General features: G+C 65.0%; 13 protein-coding genes and 2 tRNA genes. 7 read left to right on the forward strand and 8 right to left on the reverse strand.

Features of this window, described 5'->3' with window-relative positions:
* Nucleotides 1-719 (reverse strand): LacI family DNA-binding transcriptional regulator (locus Uis4E_RS05005; protein ID WP_101622130.1); only part of this gene is annotated, 719 nt, incomplete at its 3' end.
* A gap of 313 nt (nucleotides 720-1,032) precedes the next feature.
* On the opposite strand from Uis4E_RS05005, the gene Uis4E_RS05010 reads away from it, so the two are divergent.
* Entirely contained in the window at nucleotides 1,033-2,346 is a 1,314-nt protein-coding gene (locus Uis4E_RS05010) for a hemolysin family protein (protein ID WP_165784855.1), read from the forward strand.
* A gap of 172 nt (nucleotides 2,347-2,518) precedes the next feature.
* Here Uis4E_RS05010 and Uis4E_RS05015 read toward each other — a convergent pair whose 3' ends face one another.
* Nucleotides 2,519-3,679 (reverse strand): IS1249 family transposase, encoded by a 1,161-nt coding sequence (locus Uis4E_RS05015; RefSeq protein WP_101622132.1) that lies wholly within the window; start codon nucleotides 3,677-3,679, stop codon nucleotides 2,519-2,521.
* 202 nt (nucleotides 3,680-3,881) lie between these two features.
* On the opposite strand from Uis4E_RS05015, the gene Uis4E_RS05020 reads away from it, so the two are divergent.
* Nucleotides 3,882-4,361: a Dps family protein gene (locus Uis4E_RS05020; protein ID WP_101622133.1), complete on the forward strand. Its 480-nt coding sequence runs from the start codon at nucleotides 3,882-3,884 to the stop codon at nucleotides 4,359-4,361.
* A gap of 585 nt (nucleotides 4,362-4,946) precedes the next feature.
* Here the strand turns inward: Uis4E_RS05020 and Uis4E_RS05025 are convergent.
* Complete coding sequence (locus tag Uis4E_RS05025) at nucleotides 4,947-6,602, reverse strand: peptide ABC transporter substrate-binding protein (protein ID WP_101622134.1); 1,656 nt, start codon at nucleotides 6,600-6,602, stop codon at nucleotides 4,947-4,949.
* Nucleotides 6,603-6,815: 213 nt separating this feature from the next.
* The gene (locus tag Uis4E_RS05030; protein WP_101622135.1) at nucleotides 6,816-7,682 is read right to left on the reverse strand and encodes a M48 family metallopeptidase; all 867 of its coding nucleotides are present in this window, start codon (nucleotides 7,680-7,682) and stop codon (nucleotides 6,816-6,818) included.
* Nucleotides 7,683-7,822: 140 nt separating this feature from the next.
* Here Uis4E_RS05030 and Uis4E_RS05035 point away from each other — a divergent pair.
* The 3 genes from Uis4E_RS05035 to Uis4E_RS05045 all read left to right on the forward strand — a co-directional run bounded on the left by Uis4E_RS05035 (nucleotide 7,823) and on the right by Uis4E_RS05045 (nucleotide 9,267).
* Nucleotides 7,823-7,896 (forward strand) — tRNA-Ile (locus tag Uis4E_RS05035).
* A gap of 80 nt (nucleotides 7,897-7,976) precedes the next feature.
* A tRNA-Ala gene (locus tag Uis4E_RS05040) sits at nucleotides 7,977-8,049 on the forward strand.
* 243 nt (nucleotides 8,050-8,292) lie between these two features.
* Nucleotides 8,293-9,267, forward strand: a complete 975-nt coding sequence (locus Uis4E_RS05045) for a DUF5692 family protein (RefSeq protein ID WP_101622136.1) — start codon at nucleotides 8,293-8,295, stop codon at nucleotides 9,265-9,267.
* Nucleotides 9,268-9,620: 353 nt separating this feature from the next.
* On the opposite strand, the gene Uis4E_RS05050 is transcribed toward Uis4E_RS05045, so the two are convergent.
* The 4 genes from Uis4E_RS05050 to Uis4E_RS05065 all read right to left on the reverse strand — a co-directional run bounded on the left by Uis4E_RS05050 (nucleotide 9,621) and on the right by Uis4E_RS05065 (nucleotide 14,629).
* Nucleotides 9,621-10,736, reverse strand: coding sequence for a hypothetical protein (locus Uis4E_RS05050; protein ID WP_133125397.1), 1,116 nt, complete (start codon nucleotides 10,734-10,736; stop codon nucleotides 9,621-9,623).
* A 908-nt stretch (nucleotides 10,737-11,644) separates the two neighbouring features.
* Nucleotides 11,645-12,520, reverse strand: coding sequence for a phosphogluconate dehydrogenase (NAD(+)-dependent, decarboxylating) (gene gnd, locus Uis4E_RS05055; protein ID WP_101622138.1), 876 nt, complete (start codon nucleotides 12,518-12,520; stop codon nucleotides 11,645-11,647).
* 151 nt (nucleotides 12,521-12,671) lie between these two features.
* Nucleotides 12,672-14,000 (reverse strand): GntP family permease, encoded by a 1,329-nt coding sequence (locus Uis4E_RS05060; protein WP_034525620.1) that lies wholly within the window; start codon nucleotides 13,998-14,000, stop codon nucleotides 12,672-12,674.
* Nucleotides 14,001-14,101: 101 nt separating this feature from the next.
* Nucleotides 14,102-14,629: a gluconokinase gene (locus Uis4E_RS05065; protein WP_034525623.1), complete on the reverse strand. Its 528-nt coding sequence runs from the start codon at nucleotides 14,627-14,629 to the stop codon at nucleotides 14,102-14,104.
* Nucleotides 14,630-14,936: 307 nt separating this feature from the next.
* On the opposite strand from Uis4E_RS05065, the gene Uis4E_RS05070 reads away from it, so the two are divergent.
* Together Uis4E_RS05070 and gdhA are read left to right on the forward strand one after the other, a co-directional pair.
* The gene (locus Uis4E_RS05070; protein WP_034525765.1) at nucleotides 14,937-15,638 is read left to right on the forward strand and encodes a FadR/GntR family transcriptional regulator; all 702 of its coding nucleotides are present in this window, start codon (nucleotides 14,937-14,939) and stop codon (nucleotides 15,636-15,638) included.
* A 155-nt stretch (nucleotides 15,639-15,793) separates the two neighbouring features.
* Nucleotides 15,794-17,140 carry an NADP-specific glutamate dehydrogenase gene (gene gdhA / locus Uis4E_RS05075; protein WP_101622139.1) on the forward strand — a complete coding sequence of 449 codons (1,347 nt, stop codon included), beginning with the start codon at nucleotides 15,794-15,796 and terminating at the stop codon, nucleotides 17,138-17,140.
* Nucleotides 17,141-17,248: the final 108 nt, after the last annotated feature.

The raw sequence follows: 17,248 nt of genomic DNA on the forward strand, positions 1-17,248 counted from the left end.
CGGGGGTTCATGGCCATGAGCTCGCGGACGAACGCGGCGGCGTCAAAACGGCCGGCCTCGTTCTTCCCGGACTCGACGACCCGCATGCCGAGCTCGGCGGCGCGGTCCAGCATGCGCTGACGCAGCGTCACCACATAGCCGGAGCCTCGCGCGTAGTCGCGCTCGTTGTCGCGCAGCAGCGCCACGGTGCGGTGGCCGCGCTCATGGAGGTAGTCCATCGCCATCGTGGCGGCGGCATCGAAATCGACGTCCACGCACGCACAGTCGCCGCGGTTCGCGGGGTAGCCGATGGCGACGCACGGCTTGCCGTACGAATCGGCCTGCATGACGCGGTCGTCGTCCTCGACGATGTCGAGCAGGACCACGCCGTCGACCATGTTGCTGCGGGTCACGCGCTGGATGTCGTCCACCGCGTCCTCACCGGTCAGCAACAGCACGTCGTAGCCGGCGTTCTTCGCCTGCCACGCGGTGTGGAGGAAGTACGCGTTGTACTTGGCCTCGTTGATGTCGCCGCGGATCGGCTCGCTCACCGCCAGGATCTGGTTGCGGCGGCCGCGCATCTTCTGCGCCGACGCGTCCGGGGTGTACCTGAGTTCCCGGACCGCTTCCATCACCTTGCTTGAGGTCTTCTCCGAAATCGCGCGCTTGCCCGACAGCACATAGGACACGGTGCTGACCGAGACCCCGGCGGCACGAGCCACATCCTTGATTCCAGCCATCATCGCCTCCTTTCCACGGTCGCGTCCGCGCGTTGACGGCACTGTCTTCGATGATATCCTCACCGAACCGTTCGCGGCCGGTCCCGCGTTGTCATGTCGACTGCCATCGCCACGTCATTGCGGTCTCGTCCACGTCGTTCCCATTCCGACAGTCACTGTCGAAACGTTTCGCGAACATCATACGTCGAATCGTTTCGACTTGTCAACAACGCGACACGCCGCCGGGGAGACACGGTGCCGCGCAGGCAACGTCCTTGCGGGCAAAGCCGCCGCCAAAACCGCTTTGACGTGCCGCACCCCTAGAGTGGAGGGCATGTCACTTGGCCTGAACATCCTGCTGATCTTCGTCTTCCTGCTGCTCGGCTCCATCTTCTCCGGCACCGAGCTGGCGCTGGTGAGCCTGCGCGGCTCCCAGGTCGACCAGATGGAGCAGGAGGACGCACGCGGCGCACGCGTGGCCAAGATCGCCCGCGACCCGAACACGTTCCTGTCCACCGTGCAGATCGGCGTCACGCTGTGCGGCTTCCTGTCCGCATCGTTCGGCGAATCGTCGATCTCCCCGTACATCACGCCCGTCGTGGAGGGTTGGGGCGTGCCCGCGCACATCGCCGCGCCGCTGACCACGATCAGCCTCACGCTCATCATCTCCTACTGCTCGATCGTCATCTCGGAGATGGTGCCGAAGCGCATCGCCATGCAGCGCACCGAGGCGATCGCCCGTGCGGTGGTGCCCGCGATCGACATCTTCGCGAAGGTGTGCAGCCCGATCATCTGGCTCATCGGCAAGAACACGAACGGCCTGGTGCGTCTGCTCGGCTTCGATCCGAACGAGACCGAATCCGAGGTGAGCGACGACGAACTGCGCGTGCTCGTCAACTCGAACACGAACCTGAGCAAGGACGAACGCACAATCCTCGACGACGTGTTCGACGCCTCCGAGACGATCGTCGCCGAGGTGATGCGCCCGCGCGCCGACGTCGTGTTCATCGAGGGCGCGATGCCGATCGCCGACGCCGCCGCGTACGTGCGCGAGATGCCGTACTCGCGCTACCCGGTCACCGGCAAGGACTTCGACGACGTACTCGGCTTCGTGCACGTGCGCGACCTGCTCGACGTGCGCGACCCGGACGCGAAGACCGTGGCCGACGTGACGCGCGAGGGCATCTCCCTGCCCGGCACGTCGAAGCTGCTGCCCAGCCTCGAACTGCTGCGCAAGCGCGGCATCCATCTGGCCGTCGTCATCGACGAGTACGGCGGCACGGACGGCATCGTCACGTTGGAGGATATGACCGAGGAGCTGGTCGGCGACATCCGCGACGAATACGATCTGCCGAGCGAACCGGGCGGCGCGCGACGCGACCGCCGCACCGCGTTTGTCAACGGCGTGGCCACCATCGAGGGCGGCATGACGCTCGAGGACTTCGAGGACCTGACCGGCATCGAGCTCGAGGACGGCCCGTACGAGACCGTCGCCGGCTACTTCCTCGCGCACACCGGCAAGATGGGCGAGGTCGGCGACGTGCTCCACTCCGACGGCTACGACATGGTCGTCACGAAGGTCGACGGCCGCCGCATCGACACGATCGAAGTCCGCAAAGCCGGCGCGCCCGATCATGCCGAAGCGTGAAACTCACAATCCAGTGGATCGTGAGTAGCTGAGGCCTGAGCGAGGCGACAGCCGAGCGAAGGCAGGTCTGAGTCTCGCCGCAGGCGAGTCCTTAATTGCTGATCGAGGCGTAAGCCGCAGTCCAGTGGACTGCGGCCTATAGGAACTTTTGTGGTGTTTTAGGCTTCGTTTCCTAGTCACCCGATTTCCATGGGGTGTGGGTGTGGAACTCGTTCCAGTCGATGCCGGTGCCGTATACCGGCCCGCCGCTGTCGCCGTCGCCCGATGGTCCGGCCGGCCTCGTCGTCTTCCACTGCTCCGGGCGGATCAGTGATGCGGGGTCCGGGTCCCGGCTTTTCATGTAGCATACCCATTCGCAGGCGCGTCTCATGTGCTTCTCGGGCAGACCGTGGTGGTCGAGGAGCACGTGCTTGAGCGGCGAGTTGACGCCGCCCTCCAGACGGTTCGTGGTGCGCGCCACCGGGCCGCCCGCCGTCAGCGAAGGCTCGAGGAACGCAAACAGCTTGCCCTCGCGGAACAGTTTCTCCAACCGCCGGTAGCAGCGTCTGACCTCCTGGTGGGTCCACCACCACTCCTGCCTGGCGGCCTTCGGGTTCGCGGGGTCGGCCTTCGCGAGGGTGCGTTCGTTGACGAAGTCCTTCCAGCGCAGGTGCCATGCGTTGAGGGCCTCGCCCCATCGGGCCGCCTGTCCGGCGTCATGGACCTTGGTGAGCCGGTCGGAGAGTCTCTTGAGCTCCCCGCCGGCCTCGAGCCTGGGCTTCGAGGTCAGGTCGGTGCGGGTGTTTCGCTGCACGTGCACCAGGCAGCGTTGGATCCGCGTGGCCGGCCATGTCTCATGGCATGCGGTCTCGGCGCCGCGCAGCCCGTCGGTGACCAGCACGTCGGGCGCGGGGATGCGGGAGAACAGCGCCATGTACGCGGCCTTCGACTCATGCTCGCACCATTGGAAGCCCAGCACCTCGCCGCTCTCGCCGTCAATCGCGACGATCAGGCACCAGTCGTGGTTCATGTACGTGCCGTCCGCCATCACCGTGTGATGCCTGACGGTCGGCGGCGGGATGACGGGCCGGATGTTCCAGCACCACGCGGTCCGCTTGCGCAATGCCCGCGCATCGCCGTTCGCGTCGCACGCGGACTGGGACGCGCGGCCGAGCAGCCAGCCGAGGAACGCGTCGAGCTGCCTGCCGCGCGCGGCCCTCTCCTGCGGCATGGTCGAGCTCAACGAACAGGCCGTGCACTTCCAACGCTGGGTCCCCTTCGCCGTCAACCCGTTCTTCCTCATCGGCAGGCCGCACACCGGGCATTTCCTCGCCTTGCTGGATCTCGTTCTCATGGACCCAGCCCACCACCGGAACGCCCCTATTTTCCCGCCGGGGAAAATAACACCCCGACACGCTTACTCCCACAAGGCCAAACCCCGGTTATAAACACCACAAAAGTTCCTATAGCCCTGGACTGCGGGTAGACTCGGAGTCAAGGCTTCCTGCGGGAGATTCCTGCAGGAGGGCGTTCCGATCACGGAAGGAAGGAACACCATGACACTTGCATTCATCGTCCCGGGTCTCGACGAAGCGACCTCCGAGAAGGCCATCGCCATCCTGCAGAACCGTCTCAGCCAGGAGCAGGAGGCGGCGCTCGTGCTGAAGCACGCGCATTGGAACGTGACCGGCCCGAACTTCATCGCCGTGCACGAGATGCTCGACCCGCAGGTCGAGGTCGTGCTCGCGCAGGCGGACGAGACCGCCGAGCGCATCGCCACGCTGGGCGGCACCCCGGACGGCCGCGCCGACGCGATCACGCGCAACCGCACGTGGAAGCCGTTCGACGTCGAGGGCCGCGCCGGCACCGAAGCCTACCTCAAGGCGCTCATCGAGTACTATGACGCGTTCATCGCCGACGACCGCAAGGCCATCGCCGAACTGGACGAGCTCGATCTCGTGAGCTCCAACATCATCCAGGACCACGTGCAGGAGCTCGAGAAGTTCCAGTGGTTCATGCGCTCCCACCTCGCGTGAGAACGTGAGAACGTGCCGGGCACGGGCGTAGAGACCCCAGCCCGAGGCGCAATCACTTCGCGTGAGGGCGCACAACTCCGAGCGGCGGAAAACACGGAGATAAGACACACCCTTCGCTCCGATGTTTCCGCCGCTCATTCGTTCCCAGCGCCGGTTCCCAGTGTCCCGTTTCCAGCGCCCCGTTTCCAGCGCCGGTTCCCGGCATCCCGTTGTCCGGAAATGACCCCATTGCTACCGACAAAGCGCCGCTGAGCAGGTGTAAGCGTCCCATAGTCGGGAACACGGCCCATTGCTCCCGACAGCGGGACGCTGAGCAAACGTCAGCGTCCCGCAATCCGGAGCAATGGGTGGATTTCCGGACTACGGGACGCTCCCACCCGGGACACTTCCACTGCGGGACGCTTACGCGGTTATTCACTGCCACGAACAACCACCATCGACCACCCTCAGTCCGACGATGCCAGACAGCTCCCGCCAGCGGGAGCGGTTTCACGGAAGCAACACCACGGGAACGACCACCCTCAGTCCGACGATGCCGGACAGCTCCCGCCAGCGGGAGCAACATCATATGGCCGTCTACCCCACCTACTCCTTCACGAGGTTCTGGTACTCGGGCAGACCCATGTAGTTGAACTTCACGTTCTTGACGCCCTTGGACGCGCCCGCGGAGACGTTGCCGTACCACAGCGGGATCACCGGCAGGTCCTTGAGCAGCAGCTCCTCGGCCTGGTGGTAGTACTTGACCGAACCGTCGAGCGTGGTCTGCTTCGCGGCCTCGTCGATCAGCGAGTCGAACTCGGAGCTCTTGTAGTCGCCGTTGTTGAGCCCCTTGCCGTCGGCGGCGGAGGAATCGTACGCCTGCACGAGGTAGCCCTCCGGATGCGGGTAGTCGGACTGGAGGCCCTGCGTGAACGCGGCGTCGATCGTGCGGTCGTGCACGGCGCCGGAGAAGTCCTTCTGCGTGGGGAACGGGTACGACTTCGCGTCGATGCCGAGCGCGTTCTTAATCGAGTTGACGATCGCGTCCACCCACTGCTTCGAGCCGGAATCGGAGGCGTAGGCGAGGCGGAACGTGCCGTCCCACGGCGAGATCGCGTCGGCCTTCGCCCACAGCTCCTTCGCCTTCGCGGCGTCGTAGGAGAGCACGTCGGAGCCGGAAAGCGACTTCGAGTAGCCGGCGATCGAGGGTGCGGTGAAGTCGGTGGCGACGGTCGCGGTGCCGCGCAGGACCTTGTCGACGATGCGGTCGCGGTTCACCGCGTACGAGATCGCGGCGCGGCGCAGACGGCCCTCCTCGCCGGTGAAGTGCTTGAGGTTCGAGGGGATCGTGAACGCCTTGAATCCGGGGCCCGCCTTGCTGAACGACTGAATCGAATCCTCGTTCTTGTACGTGGCGAGCGCGCTGTTCGGGATCGAGTCGAGCACGTCGAGGTTGCCGGCGGTGAGGTCGGCGTACGCGGATTCGAGGTTCGTGTACAGCTTGTACGTGACGCCGCCGTTCTGCGCCTTGCGCGGGCCCGTGTACTTCGGGTTCGGCGTGAGCTTGATCTCGCTGTCGTGCCTCCACGATGCGAACTGGTAGGGGCCGTTGCCGACCGGCTTCTCGCCGAACGCCTTGATATCCTTGTACGCGCTGGACGGCAGCGGCAGGAACGCCACGTCGCCCACCTTGTAGTCGAACGACGAGTCGGGCGCGGCGAGCGTGACCTGCAGGGTCTGGTCGTCGATCACCTTGAGGCCTTCGAGCTGCGCGTTCTTGTCGCCGTGCTCGTCCTGCAGCTTGTCGTAGCCCTTGATCGTCGCGAAGATCGCGGCGCCCATCTGGCCGTTGGCGGCGTTCGCGGCGAACGACCACGACTTCGCGTACGTCTCGGCGGTGATCTTCTCGCCGTCGGAGAATTCGAGGCCGTCACGCAGCTTGATTGTGTACTGGGAGGCGTCGTCGTTCGGCGTGATCGACTCGGCGTCCGCGTAGATCAGCTTACCGGTGCTGCTGAACGTGACGAGGCCTTCGAACAGCTGCGTCACGACCTTCCAGCCGGCGAGGTCGTTCGTGTCGGACGGGATGAGCCCGCTCGCCGGTTCGACGTCGTTGACGACGACCACCTGTTTGCCGTCGGCGCCGGTCGCGTCGGCGTCCACGCTTGCGCCGCCCGTCGCGCCGCAGCCGGACAGCGCGAGCGCGAGTCCGAGCGTCGCGGCGAGCGCGGCGGTGATGCGTTTCGTGAGTCCTGTGCGCATGATGGCCCTCTTCTTCCGTTACTTCCGTTGGTGTTTCGACATATCTCGAATCGACATGTGCGATGACATATCACCATACAATCGCCACGGACATTACGCTTTCGGAGGGGAAACACGCCGCCGCCGTCATCAACGTTGCCGATGACGGGTTACAGCACCGCACGCCACGACACCGCACAGCACCGCGTTACGGTGTCGCGTTACGGTGTCGCGTTACAGCACCGCGCGCCGATTGAGTTCACGTCGCAACGCGCGCCAGCCCGGCAGATACGCGTCCATGCGCGCGCGGAACCGCGGGCCGTGGCCATGCTCCCACAGATGTGTCAGCTCGTGCACGAGCACGTATTCGAGGAACCGCGGCTCCATCAGCCCCAGTTGCAGGTTGATGCGGATACGGCCGGTCTTCGGCGTGCACGACCCCCACCGCGACGTCATCAACCGCAGCGTGACGTGCGTGGGCCTTTTGCCGACGATCGGCGCCCACTTGTCGAGCAGCGCGGGCAGCTGCGACTCGATGGACGACGCCGCCTCACGCCGGCGTTCGTCCGTCCAGACGAACGCGCGAGCGAGGTCGGGCGAGCCGCTACCGCCATTGTCGCCAGAACCGGCATCCGCTGTGCCGTCGGAGCCACGGGAGTCATTCAAGCCATCTGCGCCTCCCATCGTTTTCCCGCCATTGGCCCCATCGAGGCCAGCGAACGCGGCATCGTCGAGACCTTCCAACGGCACGTCGACGGCACCGCCGCGCGCCGCCATCTCCTCGACCACCAGACGACGCGACTGCGCGATGCGCTCCCGCTGCTCGATAATCCAGTCGCGGCGTTCGCGCACGAAATCACGGATGCGATACTCCGCCATGCGCATCGGCGCGGATACTTCGACCGTGCCGGACGGCGGTTTGATGCGCAGATACAGGTTCCTGATGCGCTTGCGCGTCACCGTCACCTCGATGCCGTCGATGTCGATGACGCGGACGGGCGCGGCGGGCCGAGGTGCGGGGTTCGGGGCGGACGCGGCGGACCGCCGGGGGAACGCAGCAGACCGTGAGGCGGACGCGGGGGAAGGACGACGATACGGCATACCGTCATTGTCCCGCGCCGACGGACAAGGTTCGGCGACGCCATGGATTCACGCGCGACACGCCGAAGGGCAGCTCGCTTTGACACAACCGGAATCGCATGTAATATATCTACTCGTTGCGCTTCTGAAGCGCGATGGACGGGCCCGTAGCTCAGGTGGTTAGAGCGCATCCCTGATAAGGATGAGGTCGGAGGTTCAAGTCCTCCCGGGCCCACAGGAAAAACCAGCGGCCATGTTTGAGCCGCTCTTTTTTTCTATCCAGACAAGTTCAGATTCGTTGCGTGCATCCCATTCGGGGCATTGGCGCAGCTGGTAGCGCATCTGCTTTGCAAGCAGAGGGTCACCGGTTCGAACCCGGTATGCTCCACGAACGCAGCGATTGGACTGGTTGAACGAGGCCCTTGGAATCGGTTTGATTCCAAGGGCCTCGTCGTTATCACGCCATCCGACCGGCTTCCTGAAAACACCTGGTTTTGACACGATGTCAAAACCAGGTCTACAATAGGCGGCGAGAGAAATTGACACCGCGTCAACGTGTGTGGATCACGCGTCGCGGCGTCACGGTCCGGCAACGACGCGGACCGAATACCAGGCCCAGGAAAGGACAGTCATGCTGTTTCAGGTCTATGGCGACAACGCCGTCTACCAGTGGATCGGATGGATCCTCGTCTTCTGCTGCCTCATCGGCGCGAACGAACTCGCACGCCGTACGAAAACCGGCGGCATCATCGCCTTCCTCGTCGTACCGGCCATCCTCACCGTGTACTTCGTGACCATCTACACAGCCGCCGCGATGGGTGCCGACTGGGCACTCAGCAACCCCACCTACGTGCACATGACCAGCTGGTTCCACTACGCGAAGCTGTACGCCGCCACCGCCGGCTGCATCGGCTTCATGGCGCTCAAATACCAGTGGGGATCGATCGGCAAATCCGAATGGTTCAAGTGCTTCCCGTTCGTGATCGTCGCCATCAACATCCTCATCGCCGTCGTCTCCGACTTCGAATCCGCGATCCGCGCGTGGGGCACCACGTGGGTCTCCACCGAAGGCGTGACCCTCATGGGCGGCTGGCATAACGTATTCAACGGCGTGGCCGGCCTGCTCAACATCGCCTGCATGACCGGCTGGTTCGGCATCTACGTCTCCAAGAAGAAGCAGGACATGCTCTGGCCGGACATGACATGGGTGTTCATCGTCGCCTACGACCTGTGGAACTTCTGCTACACGTACAACTGCCTGCCCACCCACTCCTGGTACTGCGGCCTGGCACTGCTGCTCGCCCCGACCGTCGCGAACGCGATCTGGAACAAGGGCGGATGGATCCAGAACCGCGCCAACACGCTCGCCATCTGGTGCATGTTCGCGCAGGTGTTCCCGATGTTCCAGGACTACTCGGTGTTCTCCACCCAGTCGGTGAACAATCCGAACGTGAACCTCACCGTCTCGATCATCGCGCTCGTCGCCAACGTGCTCGCACTCGGCTATATCCTGATCCGCGCGAAGAAGCAGGGTGTCAACCCGTGGACGCACGAAGTGTTCAAGGGCACCAAGGATTATGAGCAGGCTATCGCCCGCGCAGAGTAACTGCCTCACGACTGCCGCCGCTCGGCGTCGCCTACGGGGAACCCACCGGGTTCCCCGCCACACGGCTCCGTGAGCAGGCTATCGCCCGCGCAGAGTAGCCGTGGTGAGGCCGGACGGGTCCGGTCTCACCACGATCCGGCATCGAAAAGGGGCATTCGAGTATTTCCTTTGGTTCTTGCTGCACTCCTTTGGTACATCACGCCGGCAACATGAACAGCCCGGAATATGGAAACCTCCACATTCCGGGCTGTTGCGCATCTGCCGACCGCCGTCTCATCGGCGGTTCCGCTGCTCAGTTACCAAAGGAAGACCACAGGGACCAAAGGAATGCCCTCACGGCTCGAATCCGGGACTCAGAACGAGATGCCTTCGCTCTTGGCCTTCGCCATGAAATCGCTGACCTCGTGATCGTCGACGGACACCGCATCCTTGTCGCTGAGCTTCAGATCCACCGTGGCATGTCCGGTCGAATCGCCGTCGACCGTGACCTCCAGCTCGTTGAGCGAGCGCTTGGCACCATAGTCGACCATCACTTCAACGGACGGCAGGGCACCGCTGTCGTAATCGCCTTCGGCGAGCTTCCGCACGGCCTTGTCGAATTCGCTGTCGGCTTCGCTGGACGAGTATCCCTCCTGCTCGCGCAGCTGCTTGACGAGGTACGCGCGCAGTTCGGGATACTGCTTCTCGTTCTTCTGCCAGTACCCGCCGATGTCCTGCAGGAACGCATCCAGGTCGAGGTCATAAGTCAGACGCGTGCTGCCGCCGGATTTCACGCGCTCCTGCTTGGGGAAGATCTTGCTTTGCACATCCTTTTTCTCCAAGTGTTCGCCGAAGTACTTGAGAGCGAACTTCGCGTACTCCTTCTGCACGGATTCGTTCATCTGGCCTTCGTTCCAACGCTTCACGTCGTAGTTGTCGTCCAGTTGCTTCGCACCCTTGTTGAACGTCTGCAACGCGCCGGCGAAGTCCCAGTGGCCGTTGTTCACGACGGCGTCCTTCGTGTCGAGGATGACGTCGTCCCACTCGCTGCCGGCGAGGTCGCGGATCGCATTGCGGATGTCGCCGCGCGACGCGTAGGCGTACTGGGTTTCCACGTCACCGGTCCAATAGGATTTGCTCTGCATGGAGAAGCCGAAGTTGCCGTTCTGCCAGGCGACGGCGATACGCCCGTAATCGTCGCTCTTCGTGGTGAAGTACAGCATCGACGAATCGGTATCCGTACCGAGCGACCACGCGCCGTCGGCGGAGAAAGCGCCGGTCTCGTCGCTGCTGCCGGAAATCTCGTAGCGCGTGCTGGAAAGCTTGCCGACCGATGCGATCGCGTCGGAAGTAACGACGATCGGGTTGTTCGGACGGAATCCGAGCAGTGCCTTCACCGCGGTGAGATTCGGAATGATGATGGCGAGCGCGATGACCACGAGCACCGCCACGATGCCGCCCACGATAGCCGCGATCTTGCCGCCACTCATCCTGCGCTTCGCCGCGACGGGACGCATCGGCGCCCCGGGGGCACCGGAAACACCGGGCATTCCGGGAGCGCCTGGCACTCCGGGTACGGCAGGAGCGCCAGGGACGGGAGAAACCACGGAAGAGGACGGGACTCCGGGAACGGGAGGAACCGTACCGGAGGCCGTCGGGAAGGGCGATTGCGCGGGAGCGCCTGGACCGACGCCCGTGACGGCCGGAGGCGTCGCGGGATTCCCGGAATTGGGTGCCGGGATGGGCGAAGGATCGGGCGAGGGGATTCCTCCCATCATTCCGCCGGGAACCGCCGGCACGGCGGGAGCCGCCGGCGCAACGGGCGGCACCGGCGCGAACTGCTGCGTGGGGGCCGGTGGAGTCTGGGGGAGCGGCGGCAATGCCTGCGTCGGTTGGGTGGAGATGGGCGGCACCGGCTGCTGCGGCAATGCCTGCGTCGGCATGGCGTGCGGATCGGCGGCATACGGATTGATTGGTATGGGACCAGTTGGAGCAGGGCCGGATGGCACGGAGACCTGCGGCATCGGCGCGGAAACCGGATTGAGTCCCTGCGCGGAGACCGGAGCCCCGCACGATGCGCAGAATTGTTCTCCGACCGGTACCGGTCTCCCGCATTGCTTGCAGATGTTCATTGTTCCGACCACCCTTCCCACCGGCATACCGGCGTTTACGTCGGCTTCCCCACCAGCCTCATGAACCGTCTTTGGCCGACCGTTTCTCCCATTCTATCGCCGGGAGACCAATCGGAAAGCCCGGGACACGGCAATCGCCATGTCCCGGGCTTTCCGGAATCATGAGGGTGAGCATAGGTCTTCGGAAGACTTCGGAGAATCGACCTAGAACACGCTCAACGTGCTGGGAAACGCGATCCACACCTCACAGGCGCGGCCAACACGCCTCAGGCCTTGGTGACGTGGCCGCCAAACTGGGCGCGCATCGTGGAGACGACGCGCAGCGTGTCGTCGCCGCCGCCGCGCGAGGTCTGGCGGGCGTACAGCGCGGCCGCGGTGGCCGGAGTGGGCACACCGAGTTCGAGCGCCGCCTCGATCATCCACTTGGCTTCGCCGGATTCGTTGGCGACCGGCGGCATGGATTCCAGCGTCGGGTCGGTCTTGAACGCGTTGGCGAGCAGGTCGAGCAGCCAGGACCCGACGACCGAGCCGTCCTTCCAGGAGGTCATCACGGCGGCCGGATCGGCGATGAGCTCGGAACGCACCATCGTGGCGAAGCCTTCGCCGAACGCCTGCATCATGCCGTATTCGACGCCGTTGTGCACCATCTTCGCGAAATGGCCGCCGCCGACCGGGCCGGCGAGCACAAGGCCGTACTCGCTGTCCGGCTTGAGGGTCTCGTAGATCGGGCGCATGAACTCGAAGTCTTCCTGGGAGCCGCCGACCATGAGCGCGTAGCCGCGGTCGATGCCCCACACGCCGCCGGAGACGCCGCAGTCCATGAACCGGATGCCGAGCTCCCCGAGCTGCTTGGCGTGACGGGCGTCGTCCACGTAGCGGGTGTTGCCGCCGTCGACGATCATGTCGCCGGCGTCGAGCAGCGAGGCGAGACGGTCGATGGTGTCGTCGGTGGGCTTGCCGGCGGGGACCATGACCCACACGACGCGCGGGGCGTCGAGCGCGGCGACGAGCGCTTCGAGCGAGTCGACGTCGCGGCCCGATTCGGGGGACATGTCGTAGCCGACGACCTGGTGGCCGCCTGCGGCGAGACGCTTGGCCATGTTGCCGCCCATGCGGCCGAGTCCGATCATTCCGATCTGCATTTCAGTGTCCTTTCACAGCGATGTGGGTGCGATGTGGGTGCGATGTGGATATTTGACGTTTCCAGGGGATTGGAGGCGATGCGAGGGTTCGACAGATTTCGAGAGATGGGCCGGCCCGAAGCGGTTTCCCCGGACGGACCGGCCCGGGACGTCATAGGACGAGGGAGAGGAGCATGACGCAGCCGAGGCCGACGACGGAGAGCACGGTCTCCATCAGGGACCAGGTCTTCAGGGTCTGCGAGACGGACATGCCGAAGTACTCCTTGACGAGCCAGAATCCGGCGTCGTTGAGGTGGGAGAAGAACACGGAGCCGGCGCCGATGGCGAGCACGAGCAGCGCCAGATGGGTCGGGCTCATGCCCTGCGCGAGCGGCACCATGATGCCGGAGGCGGTCACGGTCGCGACGGTGGCGGAACCGGTGGCGAGGCGGATGAGCACGGCGACCAGCCAGCCGGCGATGAGCGGGTTCATCGCGGATTCGGTGATGCCGTTGGCGATCACGTCGCCGATGCCGGAGTCGACGAGGGTCTGCTTGAAGCCGCCGCCGGCGCCGACGATGAACACGATGCCGGCCACGGAGGCGAAGGCCTTGCCGACTTCGCCGTTGATGAACTCGCGGGTGCGGCCCTGCATGAATCCGAGCAGGACCATCGCGACGACGGCGGTGATGAACAGCGCGGTGAGCGGGGTGCCGATGAAGACGAGCACGCGGCCCCACATGGCTTCCTTCTGACCGGTCAGATCGACGACGGAGGCGGCGAGCATGAGCACGACGGGCAGGAGGATGACGGTCATCGCCTGGGCGAAGGAGGGGCGCTTGGACTCGTCCTTGACGGCGTCCTTCTCGGCTGCCTGCTCGGGGGCCTGGATCGGCACCCACTTGGCCATGATGCGGCCCATGAGCGGACCAGAGATGATGACGGTCGGGATGGCGACGAGCAGACCGAGGGCGAGGGTGACGCCGAGGTTGGCGTTGAGCGCGGAGATCGCGACCAGCGGGCCGGGGTGCGGGGGCACGAACGCGTGCAGCGTGGACAGGCCGGCGAGGGCGGGGATGCCGATGAGGATGACGGGCATCTTGGCGCGGCGTGCGGCGAACAGGACCACCGGGATGAGGATGACGACGCCGACCTCGAAGAACATCGGGATGCCGACGATGAATGCGATGAGCGCCATGGCCCACGGCAGCAGCTGCAGCGGCGTCTTCGCCATGATGGTGTCGACGATCACGTCGGCGCCGCCGGAGGCGAACAGCAGCGTGCCGATGATCGAGCCGAAGGCGATGAGCAGACCGACGTTGGAGACGGTCGAGCCGACGCCGGAGGTGAAGCTGTCCCATGATTCGTCGAACGGAACGCCGGCGCACACGGCCATGACGAACGAGCCGACCATGAGCGAGATGAACGGATGGACCTTGGCCACGGCGATGAGCAGCACGATGGCCGCGATGCCGACGATGGCCGCGATGATGAGATTCATTGGTGGTTCCTTACAGTCGTTGGAAGGATCTCTGTGTTCGGTCTCCCACTTGGGGGAGCTGGCAGCCTGAGGCTGGGAGAATAAGTGGGGGAGCGGCGGCCTCAGGCGGCGACCGGGACCTTGCTGTCCTGGTAGGCCTTGACGGCGGCGACGGCCTGCTCGACGACTTCGTCAATGGTGCCGTCGACGGGGACGACGACGCCGTTCTCATCCGGTCCGAGCGGCTGCAGGTCGGCGAACTGGCTGGCAAGCAGCGACGGCGGCATGAAGTGGTCCTTGCGGGCGGACAGACGGCTGTAGATCAGCTCCTCGGAGCCGGCGAGGTGCACGAAGAACACGTCGACATTCTCGCTGAGCAGGTCACGGTAGGCGCGCTTCAGGGCGGAGCTGGAGACGACGGTGTTCTGGTCGAGGGCCTCGCGGGCGACCATCCACGTGTTGATGACGCGCAGCCAGGGCCAGCGGTCCTCGTCGGTCAGCGGATGTCCGGCGCTCATCTTGTCGATGTTGGCCTGCGGATGGAAATCATCGCCTTCGGCCATGGTGTAGCCGAGCCGGTCGCGGATCGCCTCCGCCACAGTGGATTTGCCGCATCCGGCGACGCCCATCACGACGACATGAATGCTCATGTGCGAATCTCCTTCGGTTCCTTCACCGGACCGTTGCGGCCGGTGCTCAACTGCCTTGTTGATTTGTTGGTATGACTATATCCTGTTTTAATCATACTTGTCAAGTCAAAAGTACTACCTTTTTGGAAAAACTTGGATCATTCCCGAAATTGGTATGATGAAGGCGTCATATCACGCGAACAGGCAGCATCGAAAAACGCCATCATCACGGCATCAAGGAGACATCGTGAGCGACAGCACCCCGGTATCCGCCGCCGGTACCACCACGAGCAACGACCGCGGCACCACGGACGCCCCCGCACTCAACCTGACCTTGGGCACGCCGAGCGAACTGCTGCATCAGGCCATCACCGACGAACTCGCCGTCGACATCCTCGAAGGGCGCTGGAATCCCGGCGAACCGCTCACGCTGGAAGCCATCCAGGACCGTTTCTCCACGTCACGCACCGTCGCGCGCGAAGTCGCCAAATATCTGGAATCGATGAACGCCGTGACCGTGCGCCGCCGCGTCGGCCTCGTCCCGAGGCCGGTCGCGGAATGGGCGGCGCTCAACACGCAGGTCATCCGCTGGAAGCTCATGTCGACGCGGCGCAAGGAGCAGCTGCGCGCGCTCACCGAACTGCGCCTCGCCATCGAACCGGCGGCGGCGGCCGCAGCCGCACGCAACGCGGCGATGGAGGCGAAGGCGATGTTCCCCGTGATGGCGGGGGAACTGCGCAAACTCGGCGAGACGGGCGACCTCGCCGACTTCCACGACCTCGACGTGCGGTTCCACTCGGCACTGCTGCTCAACAGCGGCAACGAACTGTTCGCCGGCATGGCGGACATCATCGGCATCGTGCTCAAGGGCCGCGTCGAGCTGCACATGTACCCGCAACGGCCCGAACCGGCCGCGCTCGACGCGCATGACGCCGTCGCCGAGGCGGTGTGGCGCGGCGAGCCGGACCGTGCGCGCGAGGCGATGCACGCCATCGTCGACGAGGTCGCCGAGGCGCTCGACCTCACGTGAGCGGCGGATGGTCCGATGTCACGCGGCCGGGGGTATCGCGACGCCGCGATGTCCATCTGATGGCGAATCTCACCCTCACCTCTTGAGCGATTCCTCGTTGCGCGCCTACAATCGGAATCGTCTATTGATGGTCCAACCCAAAGGGGAGTTTCACTATGCTCACGAATGAGTACGTCAAGCGCGTCTACGCGCAGGTCGAGCAGCGCGACGGCGATCAGCCGGAGTTCCTGCAGGCCGTGCAGGAGGTCTTCGAAAGCCTGCAGCCGGTCGTCGAGAAGCATCCGGAATACGAGAAGGCGGGCGTGCTCGAGCGCATCGTCGAGCCGGAGCGCGTGGTCAAGTTCCGCGTCGCCTGGACCGACGACGAGGGCAAGGTGCAGGTCAACCGCGGCTACCGCGTCCAGTTCAACTCCGCGATCGGCCCGTACAAGGGCGGCCTGCGCTTCCACCCGACCGTGAACGAGGGCGTCATCAAGTTCCTCGGCTTCGAGCAGATCCTCAAGAACTCGCTGACCACGCTGCCGATGGGCGGCGGCAAGGGCGGCTCCGACTTCGACCCGAAGGGCAAGTCCGACGCCGAGGTCATGCGCTTCTGCCAGGCGTTCATGACCGAGCTGTGCCGGCACATCGGCCAGTTCACCGACGTGCCGGCCGGCGACATCAACGTGGGCGCGCGCGAGATCGGCTACCTGTTCGGCCAGTACAAGCGCATCCGCGACGAGTACTCCGGCGTGCTCACCGGCAAGGGCCTGGAGTTCGGCGGCTCGCTCGCCCGCACCGAGGCCACCGGTTACGGCGTCTGCTACTACACGGCCGAGGCGCTGCGCGTGCTCAAGGGCGATTCGTTCGAAGGCAAGACCGTCGTGATCTCCGGTTCCGGCAACGTCGCGATCTACGCGACCGAGAAGGCCGAGCAGCTGGGCGCGAAGGTCGTCACCGTGTCCGACTCCAACGGCTACGTCGTCGATCCTGAGGGCATCAAGGTGGACGTCGTCAAGCAGATCAAGGAGGTCGAGCGCGGCCGCATCAAGGAGTACGCCGAGCGCGTGCCGGGCGCCGAATACCACGAGGGCTGCTCCGGCGTGTGGACCGTGCCGTGCGACATCGCGCTGCCGTGCGCCACGCAGAACGAGATCGACGAAGCCTCGGCCGAGGCGCTGGTCGCCGGCGGCTGCAAGGTCGTGTGCGAGGGCGCGAACATGCCGTCCACGCCGGAGGCCATCGCCGTGTACCAGAAGAACGGCCTGCTGTACGGCCCCGCCAAGGCCGCGAACGCGGGCGGCGTGGCCGTCTCCGGCCTGGAGATGAGCCAGAACAGCTACCGCCTGAACTGGACGTTCGACGAGGTCGACGCGAAGCTCAAGTCCATCATGGAGTCGATCGTCGCCGAGTCGCTGAAGGCCGCCAAGGAGTACGGCCACGAAGGCGATCTGATGCTCGGCGCCAACGCAGCCGGCTTCGTCAAGGTCGCCAACGCCATGGTCGCCCAGGGCGTGCTGTGATCCGATGAGGAGTCGTGATGATCGGGGAGGCCAATCCCCGACCATCACGACTCCCTCCCCACCCCACACGGTTCCCTCCTCGGGTTGCCACGGTTTTCCGTGACGACC

It is taken from the genome of Bifidobacterium parmae (genome assembly GCF_002860365.1).
GTDB lineage: Bacteria > Actinomycetota > Actinomycetes > Actinomycetales > Bifidobacteriaceae > Bifidobacterium > Bifidobacterium parmae.